A 21,192-nucleotide genomic window follows, 5' to 3' on the forward strand; every position below is an offset into this window, starting at 1 on the left:
TATTATGGCACTTTTTTCTCATATATGAGAAGTAAAAAAATCTAAAAAATAATTCATGCTTTAATATGTTTAATCAAAAAATATCTTAACCGTTTTAATAATAAAGATGGAGTAGAAAAATGCAATCTTCATTAAAATTTGCACCTAAATGGAAACTCGTTGCCTACACACTTTTAGCAATAGTAATGGCATTTAGCAATGTGGTAATTGCATATGTCACTAAGATCATGTTAAATGCAGCGCAATATCGTCAAGGCGATAGTGGCAATTTAATTAGAATTGCCAGCATTGGTGCTGCAACAATCTTAATTATTATGCTGTCTAATTTTGTGTACCGTTATATCAAGTACGCTATTATTCAGGATGTCAATGTTTATCTTAAAGACAAAACGATGAGCTACCTGATTGAACAACGCAGTGACTCACAAAAGGATGGTTTAAGTCTGATGACGAACGATCTTAAACAGATTGAGACGTCTAAGACTACAAATGAATTAATGATCATTGCAGAATTAGTATCTTTTTTGATATCAGTAGTAGTTGGTTTAATCAATTCCTGGATTTTAACATTAATTTTTATGGTAACTACTTTAATTCCTGGACTAGTGCAAAGGGCTTTTACCAAAACAATTCAAGCCAAAGCAAAAGTTTGGGAGACAAATAACGTCGCATACACTCAGAGTGTAAATGACGGGTTAAACGGAGCGCAGACTGTCGGCTTATATGATGCCCAAAGTTCGACTATTAGTAAAGTGGTTAATAGTGCCAAAAGAATGGAAGAAGCATTAAAGAACTTAAACTTCACACAAGCTGCAGCGGGAGAAGTCATTATGGCTTTTGCAGATATTTTTAGCTTTATTTTACCGTTTCTAGTAGGTGCCATCTTAATGCTGCAAGGTCAAATTGGTGTTGGTACTTTAATTATGATAGTGCAACTATCTAATGAATTTATTAACCCGATAGTTAATATTTTTGAACAATTGAATGCAATCAAGTCTACTAAGCCGATGTGGGATAAAGTAGAGCAGGCTCTGTCTTTTTCAGCTGACAGTACTAAAAATGCAAAAACTGGTAAATTTACTGGTTTGAAAGTTGAAGATGCAACATACAGTCAAGGTGGCAGAGAAATTTTCACTCATCTTAATCTTGCTGTAGCACCTAATGAAAAAATCTTGCTCATGGCACCAAGTGGTTGGGGAAAGACTACGTTGTTAAATTTAATGTTGGGTAAAATTAAACCTAGTGAAGGTCATGTTTATATTGATGGTGAAAATGTCACTGGCAACTGGACCAAAGCGCACGATAATTTCAGTTACGTTAACCAAAAGCCGTTTATCTTTGATGATACAATTAAGTTTAATATTTTACTGGGGCGGAAGGCTTCTCCAGAAAGTTTGGCTAAAGCAGTTGAATCGGCGGGACTAACTGAACTCGTGGATGAAAAAGGCTGGGATTATCAGGTTGGTGAAAAAGGAGCAAATTTATCCGGAGGACAAATTCAAAGAATTGAAATTGCGCGTGCTTTTCTCTCTGAACGGCCAGTATTGCTCGCTGATGAAGCTACTAGTGCCCTTGATCCGGAACTGTCACTTGCAATTCATAAAACGTTATTAAAAAAGCCTAATTTGGCAGTAATTGAAGTGGCTCATAAAATTTCTGCCGCTGAAAAATCATTATTTGATCGGATAATTAATTTAAATGGAGAAAATGAAGAATAAAGAAGTATTAATGCGCTATGTTGATAATGATGGAGTTGTTAAAGTTTGGCCTGGTAAGGCTAAAAACCGGCTGTTGATTTTACAATATTTGGCAACTAAATTTGAACCAGCAAAAAAATATTCTGAGCAGGAAGTAAATTTAATTTTAATGCGTTATGTGGCTGATTATGTTACCAGAAGGAGAGATTTAATTGAAAATCATCTTTTAAAGAGAACGGATGACGGTAGATTTTACTGGCTAAATGAAGAAAATAGAGTAAAGGATTAGGATTTAATTGATACAGAAAAGCGGGCATTTAAAAAGGGTGTTAAGACAATAGTTTATGATTACAAAGCAGTTTAAAAGGACAAGTGGCTATATACCGCTTGTCCTTTTTTGCTTTTTAAACATATTTTTATCTTTTTATTGAATGCAGTTAATTAAAGATATATAATCTCAATATTAAATTATTATTTTAATATGTGAATACAGTTAAATTAATAATGAAATGGGAAAATATTATTAGTATCAAATCAAAGTAGGTTGAATAAAAATGAAAAAATCACTTAGTATAGCAGCAATTGTAGCTGTTTTTGGCGCAAGCTTGATATATAGTGCAACAAGCAATAATTATATGCCTGTTAAGGCAGCTGACGTAAGCGATACAAACACTGTAGTCAATAATCAGGATGTGTCTGATAAAACATGGTCTAACAAATTAGCCAAGGCAGGCTATGTTTTCAAGTTAGCTAAAAATGTAGCTACTGCTGATGGCGGATTGTATCAAAGAAAGAATGGTTTACTTAAAAAATATAGTTTGAAGTATGCTAAAAAAGTTTTTGCTAAAAACATGTTATTCAGAATAGATCGCGCTATATCAATAGAAAATGGTTCCTTAGTTCATATTGTGTCGCAAAATGGCAAATATAAGTTTTGGACTAACTTTTTAACCGGGACATACAACGTAAATGGTCTGAGAAAAGCGCTTAAACCATTAATAAAAACCGAAGTAGAAATGATCACTAATACTCCTAAAGAGAAAATAGCAAAGAAGCTAGTCACTGCCGAAAAATTGGCTAATAAATTAAAGGGTTCAGATAAAAAATTGGCTCAAGAATCAATCACTCAATTGAAGCAATGGATTGATAACGAAGTTTTTGCTAATATTCCTACTCTTTTAATCGGTAGTTTTTAGATGTCTGATTGTAAATAAGGCTAAAATTTAGCCTTGTGGATCTAGAGCGTGTTTAATTAGCTTATGCTAAAATATAAATGTATAAATAGTATAGCGATTCCACTGGAATCATACAAAAAGCTCTATTCCAATAAATAGAGCTTTTTTATTTGTTAATTTTTAAAGATGCAATACTCAGTTAGAATTTAATATATTATCTTAATTTTGGCTCACCCCTAATATTAAAGTAAAACTAGTTTTATATTTGTGTAGCTATTCTAACCCTAATACTGACTTTGCTGCACGTCTGCCTTGATGAACGATGCCACCGATGGCTGTACCAGAACCAGGATAGTATGAGCCAAGCCAGCCACCGGCATTGAGTCCTGCTGCGTACAAACCCGTAATAGGTTGATTGTAAACATCAAGTACGTTGCATTTCTTATTAATCTTTAGTCCACCTAAAGCGCCTAAATTGCCTGGAGTGTTGCGGTATGCGTAGTAAGGTTCGGAAAATGGTCTTACACCATTTGTTCTATTGTATTCTGGATCCGCGCCATTAGAGGCATTTTTATTCCAAGTATTAACGCTGTTAACAAGGTTTGCTTTAGGAACATTAATTTTGTCTGCTAATTCTTCGAGTGAATCTGCTTTAACTACCAAACCGCTTTTGACATCGCTCTCTAATGATTCTGGGTTCCATGGACTAGTTTTTTCATTAATAGAATCTGCACCAAAAATCTGATAAGTTGGTTTGTCTAGTTGCTTTTCCTGGTTGAAAATTGCCCGGAATTCATAAGCATAAGTTGCATCTTCGTTAACAAATCTTAAGCCATTGCCATTAACAAAAATTGAAGGGATTGTAGGAACACGGTCATCAGTACCATTGCCAGTTCTGGCATCAAAATCAATTGTTCCGCCAAAGCCGGTAACGGCTGCGCCAATTGCCATGCCCATCACAATGCCGTTACCTTGATCTGTTAAGACAGACCAGCAATGATGAGCTTTAACATCTTCATAATGTTGAGGACTCAAGTCCTTAGCTAATGCTACATTTTGATCAATCGAGGCTGTGGCCAGAATGACTCCACGGCGTGCTTTTAAATATTTAAGCTGATGGTCTTTTCCTTCACTAACAACACCAATAACCTTGCGCTCGGTACCATCTCCAGCCGTAATTAATCCTATTACAGCAGTATTATAAGTAATTTCTGCTCCTTGTTTTAAAGCATATTTGAGGAGATGTTGGGTTAAAATAATACCGTTGCCACTGGCACCGCCATTTTCATAAACATGAATCCGATCCGCAAAATGATCTTTAGCATAAGGAATCTCAGTGTGTCCGTAGACATTCGTCCATTTAATGCCCATATTGGCCAGCCACTCAATATTTTTCGGAGAATTTTGGGTAAAATCATGTACTAAATCTTGGTAAACACGACCTTCACCTGCTTTTAAATATTCCTGCTCATGATTTTCAGGGGTATCGTTTTGATATTTAGTAGATTCTTTTTGTAATTTCGTACCCGCTGCTTGAATGACACCTCCGGAATAGTTAGTTGTACCACCAGCGATGCCTTGTTTTTCAATTACCATCACAGAAGCGTGATTTTCTGCGGCCGTAGCAGCAGCGGCTAGACCGGCACCACCGGAGCCTACGACAATTAAATCATATTCACCGTCATATTCGTCTACATCATAATCGGTAACTGTTTCTTTAAGTAACGGATAATTTGCAATCTCGGGAATACCGTTTTCTTTTGTGTGAGAATCAGGTTGCGAGGCACCTGATACAGCATCTACATTAGTTTTTGTCTTTATTCCTGCTTCATTAGCAGCCTTGATAGCAGCCTTTCTTAAAGCACCAGTTGAAATTGAAGCGCCTGAAATTGCGTCAACTTCAACAGAATTTTCTTCATTGGCTTTTTTCAGCCAAGTTGCAATTCCTGCTGCTCCTACTGTATTGGGCGTAACATTTTCAGCCCAAACCTGCTTAATTTTGTTTTTATTTTCATCAACGTCAATCACAGCTTTAATTATGCCGTGAAAACCTTTTTCTTCTGCACTATATTGACTCATAGTTTTACCTCTAAAATATTTAATTTTATTGTTATCGCTTTCGAAATTAGTATATTTTATTTATACTTATAAGTGAAATCAATATCAGTTATTAATAATAGAAATTATTTATAAGAAAAATGGATATAAAAAAATTAGAGACTTTTATTAATTTAGTTGAAACTCGAAATTATACTAGAACAGCAAAAGCACTTCATGTGACTCAACCGACGGTTTCTCATGATATTAAGGCAATTGAAAATGAAATTGGTGTGAAACTATTTAATCGTAATAAACGTTATGTAAATGTTACCCAAGATGGCAAAGCCTTTTACAAAAAAATCAGGCCTATAATTAATAACTATTATTCAGCTGTACAAGATATTCAAAAGAAAGATTTGGCTGATAACTATAAAATAATAATAGGCTATTCATATACGCCTTTTAACGACTTGTATATTCCAATCTGGATTAAAAATTTTCAGCAAATGTATCCCAAAGCTAAGTTTTCAATTATTAGTTTGAATCACAACGAATTAAAGCAACAAGTCTTATCGGGAGAAATAGATGTTATTATCACTACGGGACGGGATGCAGCAGATTTAAATAATATAAAAAGTTATCATATTGAGACTGAGGCATTTAAGGCAATTGTTCCTGAAAAGAATCCTTTATGTAAGAAGAATAAACTTGAATTAGAGGATTTCCAAAATGAAAAAATGCTTTTTCTTGATAACAATTGGGCAGCAGAGGATCTAATTAATTTACAAAATAAAGTAATGCATATAAATAATCAAATGCATATTACATATGTTAATGATCTATCTGCTCTTAATATTTTAATTAAAGCTGAGCAGGGCATTGCTTTCGGACTGTATTGCCTCTATCCTCATTTGAATGAAAATTCTGTTTATGTTCCTCTTGATTGGGAGCCGCAAGTTGATTTAGTAGCCATTACGCAGAAAAATAATGAAAAAAGAATTGTTTACCAGTTTATCAAGTTTATTCAAGAATTTAACTTTGACTTTAACTAGTACAGAAAATATAAAAAGAAAGGCTGACAGGTCAGTCTTTCTTTTTGCATTAAGCTATATTAATAAAGCCAGTGATTCATATGGTTGTAAAGCTAAAGTTTCAGGTACCTCTTGTAAATTTTTATCGTAGTTGCTAATTAGAGTTTGTGCTTTTTGCCCTTTATAAGAAGCGGGTAAACCGTATGTCACTTTTTGACCATAAAAATTGTTAATTACTAGTAAGGTTTGTCCTTGGTAAAGTCTGCAATAAGCAAAAATTTGTGGGTGGTTCAAGTCAATGGGTTCATAGCTTCCCTTAGCGATGATAGGATAATGTTTTCTTAAGTAAATCAGCTTTTGATAATATGGGAAAATTTCACCATGATCAAGTTCAGCCGCAACGTTAATTTGTTCTTGATCTTTTGGCTTTAGCCACGGAGTTCCAGTAGTAAAGCCTGCGTTAACGGTGTTATCCCAATGCATTGGCGTTCTGCTATTATCGCGAGACTTTGCCTGAATAATTGCCAGAGCTTTGGCGTCATTTAAGCCCTCCTTTTTAAGTTCATCATAAGCATTGAGTGTTTCGACATCGACATAATCCGTGATTTTTTGGTAATTAGGATTGATCATGCCAATTTCTTCGCCCTGATAAATATAAGGGGTACCGCGTAATAAGTGCATTGCGGTAGCCAGCATTTCAGCTGATTTTTCCCGAAAATGAATGGGATCGCCAAAACGACTCAGCGCCCAAGGCTGATCATGATTATTCCAAAACAGAGCATTCCAGCCACCACCTTGACTCATTCCAATCTGCCATTTATTAAGAGCACTTTTTAAAGCGGAAAAGTCAAAGGGTATATTGGTCCATTTCTGACCATTTTGATAATCAACTTTTAGGTGATGAAATGTGAAAACCATTGATAATTCGTGATTACCTTTTTTAGTATAAGCAACAGAATTAGCAACAGTTGTTGAGGACATTTCTCCCACAGTAATCGCATCTGGCTCCTGACCAAACGTTTTTTGATTTAATTCTTTTAGGTATTGATGCACTATCGGCTGGTCTGTATACATTAATTTGCTGGCAGTATTTTTAGGCGCATCAGTGAGTTTTTCGTCTTTACCAATAACATTAATCACGTCAAAGCGAAAACCTTTAACTCCTTTGTCACGCCAAAAATTAACAACCTTAAATAATTCTTTTCTAACTGCAGGATTATGCCAGTCGAGATCAGCTTGAGTTTTGTCATATAAATGAAGGTAATACTTGCCGGTCTTGCCAAATGGGGCCCAGGCTGGTCCGCCAAACTTAGATGTCCAATTGTTAGGTAAGCTGCCATCTGGCTTGGGTTCTCTGATGTAGAAAAATTTTTGATAATATTCGTCTCCGGCCAACGCCTTTTTGAACCAAATGTGATCGGTGGAACAATGATTTAAAACCATGTCAAGCATCACATCAATGTGGTTTTGAGCAAGCTTTGTGACTAATTCTTCAAAATCGGCCATTGTGCCAAATAATGGATCAATTTCGTAATAATTTGCAATGTCATAGCCACTATCATTTTGTGGAGATACAAAAAAGGGATTAAACCAGATCATGTCGATATTTAGTTTTTTTAAGTAGGGTATTTTTGCGATAATTCCTCTTAAATCCCCAATGCCGTCACCATTACTGTCGTAAAAAGATTTAGGATAAATTTGATAAATCACTTTATCTGCCAAACTCATAATATAAGTCCTCCATTTTTAGCTTTTCTGTGGGCGAAGTCTACAAATTTGAATTTATCAGGTCGGTGTTGAGAAATAGTGTACTGAAAAAAAGAAGTATCCTTTAAATAAGTTAAACTACGGACTACTACCACTAAGTTAGTATCGGTAAGATGCAACTGCTCCATTACATCTTTACTTGCCGGTTCTACGGTAATAGTTTTACTTGCATAATCGATTTCAAGTCCTAAATCATGTTCAAAATAGTGGTATAAGGAACTTTTAGCCTGTTCAAGTGATATGTCAGGTACATATTTTTTTAAAATATAATCTTCGTCAACCACTATTGGCTCATGATTGATTGATCTTAAACGGGCTACGTAGGTTGCGGCAGTTTCTGTTAAGGATAAATGCTTACGGATTATAAAAGGCATCTGTGCATCTTTTAATTCCAATATTTTAGTTGCAGCATTCATTTGCTTTTGCTTGTTCAGTTCATCAAAAGATTCGATATTAGAAATCGGAAAGGCAATTCGAGCTGCGTTAATAACTACTGAGCCCTTTCCTTTTATTTTTTGAATTATACCGGCATCCAAGAGCTCGTTTAAAGCTTTTCTAATCGTTTCACGTGAAACGTTATAAAGCTCTGACAGAGCAGGCTCACTCGGTAAAAAATCACCGGCAACATATTGCTTATGCTTTATTTTATTTGTTAGATCCGCTGCTATTTGTAAATATTTAGCTCTCATTATTAGTTATCCACCTTTTAACATTAATCATACCACCTTACATTTATTTTTAACCTGTCTAGACCGATAAAAAATAAAAAAATATTTATTACAACACCATAATAATCAATTTATTGACACCTGTCTATACAATAACTATAATTTTAAGGAAAGCGTTATCAATATATATGACGACCTTTTATGTTGTAATTTTCTGGAGGCTAAAATATGAGTAGTACGATTAAAATACTGGCACCTGTTGCTGGTCAGGTCATTAATCTCAGTGATGTTAATGATCCGGTTTTTTCCCAGAAAAAATTAGGTGAAGGCTTTGCTGTTAAACCTAGTTCTGGGAAAATAGTTTCACCAGTAACGGGTAAGGTGGTAATGGTTGCTGAAACTAAACACGCACTCGGCTTGCAAACAGCAGAGGGTGTGGAATTGATGATTCACCTGGGTATAGATACCGTTGAACTTGATGGCAAACCATTTGACTGGCAAGTAGCATCAGGATCAGAAGTAAAAGCAGGCCAGCAATTGGGGACAATGGATCTGCAAGAGATTAAAGATGCCCAAAAAGACGATACAGTGATCTTGGCAATCACTAATACCGCTGATGTTTTAGCTGGTATCGATGTTGCTCTTGGCACCAAATCTGCTGGTGAATCTGCTGCCACTATCACATTGAAGCAAACCAAGACTTCACCTGTAGCTAGTAAAGATGAAAATAAATATCAGACTACAGCACGTGAAATTGTTAAGGCAGTTGGTGGTGCTGGCAATGTTAAAAACGTTATGCACTGCTTTACCAGATTACGATTTACTTTGAAGGATAATAGTATTCCGCATGATGAAGAAGTTAATAATATTAAAGGTGTTATTGATGTTACCCGTGCTAATAACCAATACCAAATAGTTATTGGTCAAACAGTAGAAGATGTTTATGATGAACTAATTAAGCTGCTCGGGCCTGAATATGCCGGACAAGGGGAGACTACACCAGCTGCTCCAGTTCCAGAGGCTGACCAATCTATTGGTGGCAAGATTAAAAATGGCTTCTTCCAGTTAATAGGCGTAATTACCGGCTCTATGATGCCTGTAATTGGTTTGTTAGCCGCCAGTGGTATGTTAAAAGGTATTCTTAACATTTTAACTAACTTTTGCCACATGTCTACGGCTTCTCCAACTTACACTATTATTAATGCGATGGGGGATGCATCGTTTTACTTCTTGCCTTTAATTGTTGGATTTACTGCTGCTCAAAGATTAGGCTCTAATCCAGTGGTTGTTTCTATTATTGGCGGCTTTCTGATTTACCCTGATTTAGTAAAAATATATGCCAGCGGTAAATTCAGTTACTTTCTAGCTGGTGTAGGTATTAATGCCAATTTCTTTGGTATTCCAATTCATATTCCGCAATATACTTATTCGATTTTTCCAATGATTTTTGCGGCTTGGATGGCTGCTAAAATTGAACCGTGGATTAAGAAGTGGATGCCAGTCACACTAAGACAAATTTTTACTCCTCTAGTAGAAATCTTTTTAGTAGGGATGACAGTCTTAATTATCGTAGGACCCGTAATTTCATTTATTTCTACAGGAATTGCTAAAGTATTGCAATGGCTGTTAACTGTCAACACTGCACTTTCCGGCTTAATCATCGGTGGTCTTTACCAGATACTGGTTATCTTCGGACTGCACTGGGCAGTAGTTCCAATTATTGCGAATGATATTGCTGCAACGGGACACAGTATTTTAAACGGTATTGTTTCAGTAACTATGATTGCACAAGGTGCTGGTGCACTTGCTGTCTGGTTTAAGACCAAGCATAATCCTGATCTAAAGGGATTATCTTTAAGTGCTGCTATTTCTGCAGCTGTAGGTATCACTGAGCCGGCAATGTATGGTGTTAACTTAAAGTACGGTCGTGTATTTATGACTTCAAGTCTTGGTGCTGCCATTGGCGGATTGGTAAACGGACTACTTAAAGTTGATATGTACGGCTTTACTGGCAGTTTGATTGGCTTTCCATCCTTTGTTCCTAAAGCCGGACAAGGCAATCCTAATAACCTGTTAAACTTCTGGATTGCTTCTATTGTTACCATTATTGCTGCTTTTGCTTTGACCTACTTCTTTGGTTATAAGGAGAATGACGCTGATAGTCCTAAGACTGCACCCAAGAAAAAGAATTTAGCTGATTTATAATATGTGGGGTTGTTTAATAGATTAATTTTTAAAAAATATTGAATTATATAAAAGGGTTCTAAAACTAATAGTGATTAGTCAAGAGCCCTTTTATAATGTATTTTTGAAATACTCGGTTAAACTATAATAAAATAGATTATTGTAGATGGAGTGATTGAAAATGAAAGTTCTGATAATTGGTGCTCACGGACAGATTGGGCAATTATTGGTAAAAATTCTACAAGAAAGTACGAATTGCCAGGTCATTGCAGGCTTGCGCTCCCATGAGCAGGAAAAAGCATATCAAGAAAAGGGAATTGCTACTGCTTTTATTGATCTAGCAGGGTCGCAAAAAGAAATGGCAAAAGTGATGCAAACGGTCGATACAGTAGTGTTTGCGGCTGGTTCAGGTGGCAAAACAGGTGCTGATGCAACAATGATGATTGATCTTGACGGTGCAGTCAAAGCAATTAACGCTGCAAAAGAAACTGACATTCAGCGTTTTATCATGGTTAGTGCGATTAAATCTGACGATCGCAGTTTTTGGTCGGATAATGCACCAGCAGCAGGACCACAAAATTATTACTATGCGGCAAAATATTATGCTGATCAATGGTTGTTACACAGCTCACTGGACTACACAATTTTACGACCAGTTGCACTGACTAATCAAAAGGCAACAGGGAAAATTAAAGTAGCAAGTCATTTTACTGATTCTATTGCAGATATGACAATTACTCGTCAAGATGTGGCCCAAACGATTGCTGACATTATTTTAACGGGAAAATTACACCAAAAGGAATTTGATATTGCCAATGGAACTATACCCATTGCACAAGTTGTAAAATAATTTGAATAAAATAACAATTGATTAAATAAAGTATGAAATTATTTGGATTATTGATTAACAATATTCATTATACTTAGGCTTTTTATTTCGAAATTAAAATTAGAAGATATATTAAATGCTCAATATCACAAAAATATAGTTTTAAAATACCATTAATAAAAGTACAATATAATTTAGGGGATATGCTATGGAATCTTTAATTAATCGAGTTTTTACTAAGAGAAATTTAGATAATATTTTAAACTATGGGACTAGTGAAATTAATAAAGCGGTTCTAGAAAAATATAAAATATCATATGGCGATTTGACACAGAAAGATGCTTTTATAAATATATATAATTATATGAACAAAAAGTACCGCAATGAATATTTTTATAAAAATCAGCTATTGAATAAAATATTGATTGGTAGACACAGCTTAAATACTACTGGTGCATTAAGAGAACTAAGTGTTGGGCTTTCAATTGCTGATTTTCTGTTAATCAACAAAAAAATACAAGTATTTGAGATAAAAACTGGATTAGATAATTTACAAAGGCTTCGTGGTCAATTGACTGATTACTATAAAGCCTTCACATATGTGAATGTAATTATGGATGAAAAACATCTTTTAAAAGTAAAAAATTTTTTACCTTATAGAGAGGTGGGTTTGTATGTTTTAACTAAAAGAAATACTATTGAAAAAATTCGAGAATCACGAGAAAAAAATAATCTTTTAAATTACACGACTATTTTTCAGATATTGAGAAAAAAAGAATATGAAGATATTTTAACAAAATACTATGGAGAATTGCCCCGAGTAGATCTTTTTTATTATTATGATGTCTGTTTAGAATGGTTCAAACGAATACCTATGGAAATAATTCAAGAGCAACTACCTGCTACTTTAAAAATGAGATATTTTAAAAAATACAAAGAAAAAAACTCCTTAATATTAGATTTTCCTCCAGCTCTTAGAGAAGTTATATATTTTTCAAATTATTCAGAAAAGAAAATTAATAACTTTAAATCTTGTCTAATGAATAAATTATAGAAAGGGAAAAAATATGTACTATCCTTATTTTCGTGGCCGAGAATTTGAATTGCTTGCCATAAAAGAATTAGTTTTAAACGGTAAAATTGACAATAAGGTTATTCCGATAATCGAGCCAGTAAATGAAGACGTAAAAAGGCTGAATGATCTAATAACTTTACTTGATAAAAATCAAAAAAATTTTATAATTATTCAAAATCCACAAGTAGGATTTTTTAAAGGACGAATACCCACAGGAATAAAAAAAAGTCACTATCTTATGGAAGGAAGAATCATAAATAATGGTGCAAAGTTAAAAAATATTAATTCATCTACGGATATAGTTTTTTTGATTACAAATCTTTCCCAAAATAGTGTTAATAAATTAAGTCATTATAATTTTGATATTGCAACTTCAAAAAGTCAACATTTTCAACAAAAAAGAAGAATTATTTTATTTGAAGATAAATTTCATAAACAACCTACGAATACAAATTATTTAAACCAAACTGATGAATTTTTTTCAAGTGATAACAAAATATATAAAAAAATACATGCTAAGGGATTTGGAGATTATTCAATTGTTGGTAATAAATTTCAACGAAGTGGTGGGCAAGCTAAAGAAGTATCTATTCATATAGTTTATTTAGACAAAGAAGATAATATTCGAGTACACCACTTTACTTCAAAACTAGGCAGTGGTACGAGTATGTTGTATAAAAAAATTCAAGTTGCTATAACTGATTTTTGTAATTGGTATAAAAATCAACCTGCTAAGAATCATTCAACTGGAGCAGATGAAATTGTAAAAAGACTTAATAAAAAAGTAAGTTTAGGAAAACTTAAACAGTATTCGATAATGCATCATTTGGAAATCATAGAAAATTATTTATAAGTATAACAAACTTCCACTAAAAATATTTGATCATAAACTTTAAAAGGCTAATAAATTAATGCTTCGCTAACATAATTTATTAGCCTTTTACTTTGGACTAAAACCCAATAAAAAATGAATGAAAGTAGTAGTGTAAATATTGTTGCTTTAAGTCTGATTAAATTAAAAAAGTATTGCTTTTACATGAATGCATATAGTAAAATCAACTTATGTTATTATTAGAATAAAGGAGGGAGCTATGCTAAAAGTAGAACATTTAAGTAAGCGCTTTGGTGATTTTCAGGCTCTTAAAGATGTCAACTTTACCATTCAGCCTGGTGAAATTATGGGTTTGATTGGTCAAAATGGTGCAGGAAAAACCACCACTTTTCACAGTATTTTAAATTTTCTTCATTACGACGGAAAAATTTCCTGGGAAGATCAGCCCATTACTGAAAAAACTTTTGATACGATAGGCTATTTGCCGGAAGAACGCAGTTTACTACCCAAAATGACTATTGAGCAGCAAATTGTTTATTTGGCGGAGCTAAAAAGCCGCCCTGCAAAAGAAATAAAACCGCAAATTGATGACTGGCTGAAACGCTTTGATGTGCAGGGTAAGAAAAGTGACAAAATAAAAACACTTTCGAAGGGTAATCAGCAGAAAGTGCAGTTAATTTGTACTTTAATTCATCAGCCCAAGTTAATTATTTTGGATGAGCCCTTTAGTGGTTTGGATCCGGTAAATGCAGATTTGCTTAAAAACGCAGTTTTAGATGCTAAAAAGAATAATGCAGCAATTATCTTTTCCAGTCACGATATGTCAAACGTTGAAGAAATCTGCGATAGTTTGATCATGTTGAAAAAGGGACAAGTTGTTTTAAGTGGTACAGTTGACGCTGTTCGTGACTCATTTGGTAAAACAGAAATTTACTGCAAAACTACTAAGTCGCTTGCAGAATTGCAGCAGCTCCCTCACGTTAAAAAAGTGGAAAAGAAAGCGCATGGTCAATACCTTTTGCGAATTGACGATGAAAACAGTGGTCCGGAAGTTTTTGACGCATTGACAAATGGCGAATATGTTGAAGAGTTCCGGCAACAACCACCAACGCTTGACGAAATATTTAGAATGGAAGCTGGTGAACAACATGAATAAATTATGGACCGTAACGCTGCAAACTTATTGGCATCAAGTTAAATCTTGGTCTTTTCTGCTTTTGATTTTGGGACCATTTTTTATAATTGGATGTGGTGCTTTAGGAGGAGCTATCGGTGCTAGTTCTGATTCAGACAGTCAGATTGCAGTTATCAGTTCCAATGAGCAAGTTCGCCAAAACTTTATTAAAAATAATGATAAATATGTTGATTCTAAAATTAAAACCGCTGAATCTGCTAAAAAGGCTGTCAAAAAAGAAAAGATTGATGGCTACTTGGTATTTGAAACGCAAAAAAACCAGGTTAAGGCCATTTATCATGGAGCGTCACCTATTGATGATGAATTGAAACCCAAAGTAAAAAGCTATTTACAAGTCTTGCAGAGTCAGCTTAATTTGCAGCAAGCGCAATTGGCGCCACGTCAATTTAAAGCCCTACAGCAGCAGCCAAAATATCGCGAAGTACTCCAGAAAAATCATCAGGGAGATAAACTGGTTAAAATGGTGTCTTTAATTATTGTGATTATGGTCGTTTACATGGTTTTGATGTCCTACAGTAGTATTACAGCTCAAGAAATAGCCTCTGAAAAGGGCACGAAGATTATGGAAATCATTTTTTCCAGTACAACTGCTGCAAAATATTTTTTAGGCAAAATTTTGGGTATTTTCGGCGTAATTTTTACTCAGCTCATCATTTATATTGTTGGCGGCTGGGCAACTTACCGTTGGGCATTGCATGCAAAAATTACGGCTTCTTTTATGCATAACAATCAAGCAGTAATAAATAAAATTTTGGGCAATTTGTTAAATGTCAATCTCATTTTTCTGATTCTTGGTGTAATTATTTATACGATATTAGCAGCCTTTTCAGGAGCTTTAGTAGCTAAGCCGGAAGATTCTTCAAAAGCTGCTCAAGGTACTACAATGCTTTCCCTCATTGCATTTTTCCTGTCATTTGCGTTTATTACTAGCCCAGAACAAATTCTGCCACAAGTATTATCTTACGTACCTTTCTTTTCCTCATTCATGATGCCGATTCGTATAATTAATGGCCATGTGGGTAATGTGGAAGTTATTCTGTCGCTGGCGATTTTAATAGTAAGTATTATTGGCTTGACAATATACATTAGTAAAATCTATCAAGGCGTAATTTTACAAACAGAAGATACCAGTTTTTGGAAGAGACTGAAACGAGGGTTGGCATATAGTAAAGCATAAGTAATAAAAAAGACTAGGATGAAAAAATCCTGGTCTTTTTATGTGAAACCAAACTGCTCTTAATTGGTTAGTCCAGCTATAATTTGTTTTTTAATCAAACCGTAATCGGTATTAGTGTCTCCTTGGTAATTAAAGAGATCAGTTTGTAAAGCATAGGTACCTATAGGCCCAATGATTATTCTAATTATTTCAATTGGGGTTAAGCTCGAGTCAATTTCAGAAAATTTTTGTTTCCAACTGTTGAACACATTAATAAAATCAGTTTCCTTACTGATTAGATCTTTAAAATATTGCAGTAATTTGGGGTCAGTAAGTATTTCTTGTAAAAGCAGCTTGATAAAATCAAAGTTGGCTTTAATAAATTCAAGTCGGTCTTTGACAATAAAAGTGACCAATGCGTCCAAAGTTTGATATTGGGAAAGACTGCCAATAAAGTCTTGCTGTAATTCAATAAATAAGGGACTGAGCAGTTTTTTAAGCAAATCATCTTTTGATTGGAAATATTTGTAAATTGTGGCTTCGCTCACTCCAGCCGCTTTTGCGATTTTAGAGGTGGTAGTAGCATGAAAGCCTTGATTTGAAAATAAATCAAGTGCTGCTAACAATACCTTCTTTTTCCCGGCTGGAATTTTTTCATTGTTTAGTTCTTTTTCATATGCGGAAATAACTTGGACCAAAAATATCACCTTTTTCTGCTTTTAGCTTAATTATACTTTGCGGTACCGTTTTAAGCCAACAATGTTTAATGCTACTAAGACAACTATAAATATTAATAAAGCTAGCATATCGCCAGCAAATGATTCAAATCCGCGGCCGTAAAGTATTACTTGATTTAATGCGTTTCCCGCATAAGTTAGTGGCAGTATTTTACCCAGGTAAGATACCCAGTTCGCCATTGAATCGAGGGGAATAATACCTGAGAAGAATATTTGTGGCACAACAACAAGTGGGATGAACTGCATCATTTGAAATTCTGATTCTGCAATGGTTGATAGCAAGAAACCGAAAGCTAAAGCAACCATTGCTACTAGAATACTAATTAAAATTACCCACAACACATTGCCTGCTACTTCAATATTTAATAACCAGATTGTGACACCAATAATGATTATTGATTGAATGACAGCAACTATGCCATAACTAATCATATAACCATAGATGATCTCACTTCTTTTAACGGGAGTGGCCAATAATCTGTCCAAAGTGCCTGTGGTTCTTTCTTTTAACAATGCCATTCCTGAAATAAGAAAAACAAACAGGAAGATAAAGAAAGCAACTAAGATGGGCTCAATCTTATTAAAAAAGCCTGTATCACTGTTACCGTAGTAATACTTATTGATGATCTTAGCTTTTTTTGCCTTCTTTTGTTTAGGTTTCTTTTGCGCACTTGGTTTAGCCGGCACCTGCATACCATTTTTTTGCGCTATAACTGCTAATTGTTTAGACAGTTTAACTAACTTCTTCTGACTCTGGGTTAGTGCAGATTTCATTTTAGTAATTGACTGCCCTGTAATTGCTGCTTTCAAAGCTTGTTTGGTCAGAGCAGTTTTGCTCGAATCCGTATTAGCATAATCTACATAGTATTTATTGTGGTGGTAATAGATCACACCATCGATTTTATTTTGTTTTAGTTTCTTTCTTGCTTGAGTTCTGTCGGTATATTTTTTTATGGAAACGTGATCCACTTTGTCTAAGTTTTTGTTTACTTGATGAGGGACATCAACCACCGCCAGCTTAGCATTGGTTGATGAATTGGAAGCAAACATTACATTCATCAACCACAAGACTAAAATTGGTGCCAGAAAAATCATTGCTAAAGTTCTTTTATCACGAAAAAGTTCTTTTAAAACTTTTTTGACAATTGCTGTTACTCTCATTATTTTTCTCTTTCCTTCTGTTCTGCTTTTAAAAAGACATCTTCAATAGTTGGTACGCCATAATTCTGTTCAAGAACTTGCGGATGATCAAAAGCAATAATTTCACCATGAAGAAGCAAGGCGACACGGTCAGTTTTTTCAGCCTCATCCATAACATGAGTGGTGATTAATACGCTGCAGCCTTGACTGCGTAAATTATTTAATTCATGCCAGATTTTTATACGTAAAGCGGGATCAATTCCGACAGTGGGCTCATCTAGAACAAGTAATTTAGGATAAGAAAGTAGGGCAATTGCTAGCGACAGGCGGCGCATCATGCCTCCGGAATACTCTTTAACATATTTATCTAATGCATCTGTTAAATCAACCACTTCAGCGACATATTCAATTTGTTCTGCTATATCTTTCTTAGCAACACCCTTCATTTCACCAAAAAATTCCAGGTTTTCTGCTCCTGTTAGTGAAGTATATAGGGCGTCTGATTGCGCCATGTAGCCAATTTCACCTAAAATTTTTCTATTCGGCATCTGCTTTCCTAAAACTAAGGCAGATCCCGAGTCCGCCTTTTCCATTCCTAAAGCTGTTTTAATTGTCGTAGTTTTTCCTGCACCAGAGGGACCAATTAAACCGATGATTTCGCCTTTTTTAAGTGTTAGATCAACATTGTTCAAAATGATTTCTTTACCATATTTTTTAACTAAGTTATGAATTTCAATAAAATTGTTCATATTTCCTCCTAAAGTGTGTAATCACTCACAAAGAAATATTATAGTGAGTAGTTACTTACTTGTAAAGAACAATGAGTTAGAAAAATGAATTTTGGTCAATGTAGCAAAAGTATTTTTAAATAATTATGACTCACAGCTACTTTTTTGAATTTTTAACTTGGTGTATAATAAAATACTATTCAAACCAAATACTGTATTTTTATGATTAGTCTTAAGTGGATACATTAGAATACATTTAAACTTTGTATGTCCAATGGCTGGATTTTAGCAACTGAACAACTCATAGTTACTGATAATGAATATTTCTCTGACTTTTTAATTGTGGCTGCAAAGACCAAAATATTAGTAATAGTTTTAGACTATGTTTTTCATATGGAGGAAGCATGATTATCAGTAATATTTGGTTGATTATTTTTGCCACTATTTCATCATTTTCCAGGGGAATAATATCAGTTATTGACCGTTATCAAATGGGGTATCGGAAGCAAAGCTCAATTGATGTGAACTTTTTAAATAATATTTGCAGTTCGGTTTTAGTGACTTTCTTCCTGATTTACGTCCTGCACAGTTTTCCCAGTGCCAGAACAACCAACAACTATATTATTAAAGTCCTTTTGTATGCTTTTTTGGCGCAGATAGTTGCCTATGGTTACAGCTATGTGTTCAAAAAAGTTTCAATTATGCAGTCTGTGCTTTTGAGCAAGGTGACCGATCTTTTTATTCCTTGGGCCATCTTGCTGACTATGGGTTACTTTAGCAAGTCTTCATATTTAGTTTCTATTATTTCCACCGTAATAGTAGTTATTTATATTGTTTTCGAGCAGCGTCATAATAATTTAAATTTGAAAAACCTGTTGACGACTTTTGCCGTAATTGCGCCCTTGTTGATTATTCAAGCAGCACTTTCACCGTTATTAACTAAAGGCCTAATCAAACCGATTGATCTGGTCTTTTTTACTATTATGACAATTTATGTGCGCTGTTTAATTACCTTAATTACTTTTATTTATAAAAACAGAACTCTTAAAATCAGCGCTGAAAATCTTAAAGGCAAGGTTTACCTGATTTATGGCTCCCGGGCAGTTCTAACGCTTTTAGCGCAAGTAACTTATACTTTGGCAACATCTTCTCCCAATTCAAGCATTGCCTGGATCTTTTTAAACATGACCTCTTTATACAGCGTCATCTTTGGCGATATTTTCCTTAAAGAAAAGATGAAATTTGCAGATATTTTGGTAATTGTTGCCATTTTTATCTTGGCTTTATTTTCAAAGTAACTGTAACAGTTTGGAAAATTGGAAGTGAAGTGCTAAAATAGCGAAATGACTTGGAAACGTCGGTTCAAGGTAAATGTTGGTTTTATTTAGGGATGAAACCTGCGTTTTAATTAAACCCGTCAATCCTTTATTTCAGCTTGTTAATGAACGTGTGGATGAAGATGCGTGGGGCGATTTAATTGTTGCGCTATTGCTGTTAATAATTGTGGACATGCAATTGCATAATCCTTGGTACATCACGATCATGTTTATTTTTATTTCATTTTTTTCTTCGCTCATCTTTTTGGGATTGGCCATATTAGGTAACATAGTTTCGCTTTTTTCTAATGGCTTAGGCGACTTGGCAGAAACAACGTTTGACTTTTTTGACATGAGTAAATATCCCTTAGCGATCTATTCATCGGTTTTAAAGATAATTATGACTTTTATCTTGCCAATCGGCTGGGTTGCTTCAATTCCACAAGAAAAAATTGCAGTTAAACATGAGTGGATATGGTTGCTATTAATTCCTAGCGCCTGTGTATTCTTTTTTGTCATAGTTTATCAGTTATGGCGAGTATTTTTACAAAAATACCAAAGTACTGGCAGTTAATATTAAAAAGCCCTGTAGCTATTGCTACAGGGCTTTTGTTTTAACGAGTAAAATTACGATCTTCTGGAGTAAGAGGACCTACAACCCGATGAGGTGTGTATGCTTCTGCCAAATAATTCAAATCATCTTCAGCCAGCTCTAAATCAACTGCCGCAACAGAAGATTGTAAATGGTCAGGATTGGTGGCACCAACAATTGGCGCTGCTACTTGTGGCTGATGAAGCAACCAAGACAAAGCAACTTGTGCTTGGGGAACATGATATTTTTCTGCTACTTCGCCTACTCTGCGAATAATAGGCATATCTTTTTCCTTGTCTGCATCATACTTTTCTTTAGCAGGTTGATCTGTCCGAAATCTTAAAGTATCTGCACTCCATTGTCTGGTTAACCGACCCGAAGCTAAGGGACTATAAGGTGTTAAAGCAATGTCTTGGTCTTCACAGTAGGGAATTAATTCCCGTTCATCTTCACGATAGAGTAAATTGTAGTGATTTTGCATTGAAACAAATTTAGTCCAGTTATGTTTTTCTGCAATATTTTGAGCTTTTTCTAATTGCCAGGCAAACATTGCAGAAGCACCGATGTACCTTACTTTGCCCGCTTTAACTAAGTCATGCAAAGCTTCCATAGTTTCTTCAATTGGAGTTTGATAATCCCAGCGGTGAATAATGTATAAATCAATATAGTCCATATCCAAACGCTCTAGGCTCTGGTCAATTTGCGTCATAATTGCCTTGCGCGAAAGACCATGTTGATTAGGTTCATTAGTTGGGGTATAGAATACTTTAGTTGCAACTACTACTTGGTCACGGTGAGCTAATTTTTTAAGTGCAGCTCCAAGATAACGCTCACTGTCACCATGAGAATAAATATTTGCAGTATCAAAAAAATTAATACCTAATTCCAAAGCTTTGGCAACAACTTTTTCGCTTTTTTGGGCATCAATTGCCCAGGGAAACATTCCGGATTCTGGACGACCAAATCCCATTGTACCAAGACAAATGCGTGAGACATCCAGCCCCGTATGACCCAGTTTTGTATATTTCAT

General features: G+C 34.8%; 19 protein-coding genes. 12 read left to right on the plus strand and 7 right to left on the minus strand.

Translation table 11 applies throughout. The annotated features are described in order from the left end of the window. Positions 1–119: 119 nt before the first annotated feature. From LACWKB10_RS03175 to LACWKB10_RS03185, 3 genes are all read left to right on the plus strand, one after another. Positions 120–1,718 (plus strand): ABC transporter ATP-binding protein, encoded by a 1,599-nt coding sequence (locus LACWKB10_RS03175; protein ID WP_034978678.1) that lies wholly within the window; start codon positions 120–122, stop codon positions 1,716–1,718. After that, complete coding sequence (locus tag LACWKB10_RS03180; protein ID WP_034978680.1) at positions 1,708–1,986, plus strand: DUF2087 domain-containing protein; 279 nt, start codon at positions 1,708–1,710, stop codon at positions 1,984–1,986. Before LACWKB10_RS03175 ends, LACWKB10_RS03180 begins: the two co-directional genes overlap by 11 nt. A 265-nt stretch (positions 1,987–2,251) precedes the next feature. After that, a complete protein-coding gene (locus LACWKB10_RS03185; protein WP_034978681.1) occupies positions 2,252–2,893 on the plus strand; it encodes a hypothetical protein in 642 nt (213 codons plus the stop codon). A gap of 252 nt (positions 2,894–3,145) precedes the next feature. On the opposite strand, the gene LACWKB10_RS03190 is transcribed toward LACWKB10_RS03185, so the two are convergent. Next, positions 3,146–4,951, minus strand: a complete 1,806-nt coding sequence (locus LACWKB10_RS03190; protein WP_034978683.1) for an FAD-dependent oxidoreductase — start codon at positions 4,949–4,951, stop codon at positions 3,146–3,148. A gap of 119 nt (positions 4,952–5,070) precedes the next feature. On the opposite strand from LACWKB10_RS03190, the gene LACWKB10_RS03195 reads away from it, so the two are divergent. Continuing rightward, on the plus strand, positions 5,071–5,964 hold the full coding sequence (locus tag LACWKB10_RS03195; protein ID WP_034978685.1) for a LysR family transcriptional regulator: 894 nt from the start codon (positions 5,071–5,073) through the stop codon (positions 5,962–5,964). 54 nt (positions 5,965–6,018) lie between these two features. Here LACWKB10_RS03195 and treC read toward each other — a convergent pair whose 3' ends face one another. After that, positions 6,019–7,671: an alpha,alpha-phosphotrehalase gene (gene treC, locus LACWKB10_RS03200; protein WP_034978687.1), complete on the minus strand. Its 1,653-nt coding sequence runs from the start codon at positions 7,669–7,671 to the stop codon at positions 6,019–6,021. Next, the gene (treR, locus tag LACWKB10_RS03205; protein WP_034978689.1) at positions 7,668–8,399 is read right to left on the minus strand and encodes a trehalose operon repressor; all 732 of its coding nucleotides are present in this window, start codon (positions 8,397–8,399) and stop codon (positions 7,668–7,670) included. Before treR ends, treC begins: the two co-directional genes overlap by 4 nt. Positions 8,400–8,606: 207 nt before the next feature. On the opposite strand from treR, the gene LACWKB10_RS03210 reads away from it, so the two are divergent. The 6 genes from LACWKB10_RS03210 to LACWKB10_RS03235 all read left to right on the plus strand — a co-directional run bounded on the left by LACWKB10_RS03210 (position 8,607) and on the right by LACWKB10_RS03235 (position 15,670). Continuing rightward, entirely contained in the window at positions 8,607–10,583 is a 1,977-nt protein-coding gene (locus tag LACWKB10_RS03210; RefSeq protein WP_034978691.1) for a PTS glucose transporter subunit IIABC, read from the plus strand. Positions 10,584–10,743: 160 nt separating this feature from the next. Next, complete coding sequence (locus LACWKB10_RS03215) at positions 10,744–11,412, plus strand: NAD(P)H-binding protein (RefSeq protein WP_034978693.1); 669 nt, start codon at positions 10,744–10,746, stop codon at positions 11,410–11,412. A 187-nt stretch (positions 11,413–11,599) separates the two neighbouring features. After that, the gene (locus LACWKB10_RS03220; protein WP_034978695.1) at positions 11,600–12,445 is read left to right on the plus strand and encodes a sce7726 family protein; all 846 of its coding nucleotides are present in this window, start codon (positions 11,600–11,602) and stop codon (positions 12,443–12,445) included. Positions 12,446–12,458: 13 nt separating this feature from the next. Next, the gene (locus tag LACWKB10_RS03225) at positions 12,459–13,319 is read left to right on the plus strand and encodes a sce7725 family protein (protein WP_034978697.1); all 861 of its coding nucleotides are present in this window, start codon (positions 12,459–12,461) and stop codon (positions 13,317–13,319) included. 238 nt (positions 13,320–13,557) lie between these two features. Next, entirely contained in the window at positions 13,558–14,454 is an 897-nt protein-coding gene (locus tag LACWKB10_RS03230; protein WP_034978699.1) for an ABC transporter ATP-binding protein, read from the plus strand. After that, positions 14,447–15,670 carry an ABC transporter permease gene (locus LACWKB10_RS03235; RefSeq protein ID WP_034978700.1) on the plus strand — a complete coding sequence of 408 codons (1,224 nt, stop codon included), beginning with the start codon at positions 14,447–14,449 and terminating at the stop codon, positions 15,668–15,670. The genes LACWKB10_RS03230 and LACWKB10_RS03235 overlap by 8 nt, the downstream gene beginning before the upstream one ends. Before the next feature lie 59 nt (positions 15,671–15,729). Here LACWKB10_RS03235 and LACWKB10_RS03240 read toward each other — a convergent pair whose 3' ends face one another. Genes LACWKB10_RS03240 through LACWKB10_RS03250 form a run of 3 tightly spaced genes read right to left on the minus strand, consistent with a single transcriptional unit; the run spans position 15,730 to position 18,275 of the window. After that, on the minus strand, positions 15,730–16,347 hold the full coding sequence (locus LACWKB10_RS03240) for a TetR/AcrR family transcriptional regulator (RefSeq protein WP_034978701.1): 618 nt from the start codon (positions 16,345–16,347) through the stop codon (positions 15,730–15,732). Positions 16,348–16,377: 30 nt separating this feature from the next. Further along, positions 16,378–17,547 (minus strand): ABC transporter permease, encoded by a 1,170-nt coding sequence (locus LACWKB10_RS03245; RefSeq protein ID WP_034978702.1) that lies wholly within the window; start codon positions 17,545–17,547, stop codon positions 16,378–16,380. Next, complete coding sequence (locus LACWKB10_RS03250; RefSeq protein WP_034978703.1) at positions 17,547–18,275, minus strand: ABC transporter ATP-binding protein; 729 nt, start codon at positions 18,273–18,275, stop codon at positions 17,547–17,549. Before LACWKB10_RS03250 ends, LACWKB10_RS03245 begins: the two co-directional genes overlap by 1 nt. Before the next feature lie 383 nt (positions 18,276–18,658). On the opposite strand from LACWKB10_RS03250, the gene LACWKB10_RS03255 reads away from it, so the two are divergent. Then, positions 18,659–19,552, plus strand: a complete 894-nt coding sequence (locus LACWKB10_RS03255) for an EamA family transporter (RefSeq protein WP_034978704.1) — start codon at positions 18,659–18,661, stop codon at positions 19,550–19,552. A gap of 73 nt (positions 19,553–19,625) precedes the next feature. Next, on the plus strand, positions 19,626–20,144 hold the full coding sequence (locus LACWKB10_RS03260; RefSeq protein ID WP_081945331.1) for an ABC-2 family transporter protein: 519 nt from the start codon (positions 19,626–19,628) through the stop codon (positions 20,142–20,144). Positions 20,145–20,184: 40 nt separating this feature from the next. On the opposite strand, the gene LACWKB10_RS03265 is transcribed toward LACWKB10_RS03260, so the two are convergent. Beyond that, positions 20,185–21,192: an aldo/keto reductase gene (locus tag LACWKB10_RS03265; RefSeq protein ID WP_034978705.1), complete on the minus strand. Its 1,008-nt coding sequence runs from the start codon at positions 21,190–21,192 to the stop codon at positions 20,185–20,187.

This window comes from Lactobacillus sp. wkB10, assembly GCF_000760615.1.
In the GTDB taxonomy this organism is placed as follows: Bacteria; Bacillota; Bacilli; order Lactobacillales; family Lactobacillaceae; genus Lactobacillus; species Lactobacillus huangpiensis.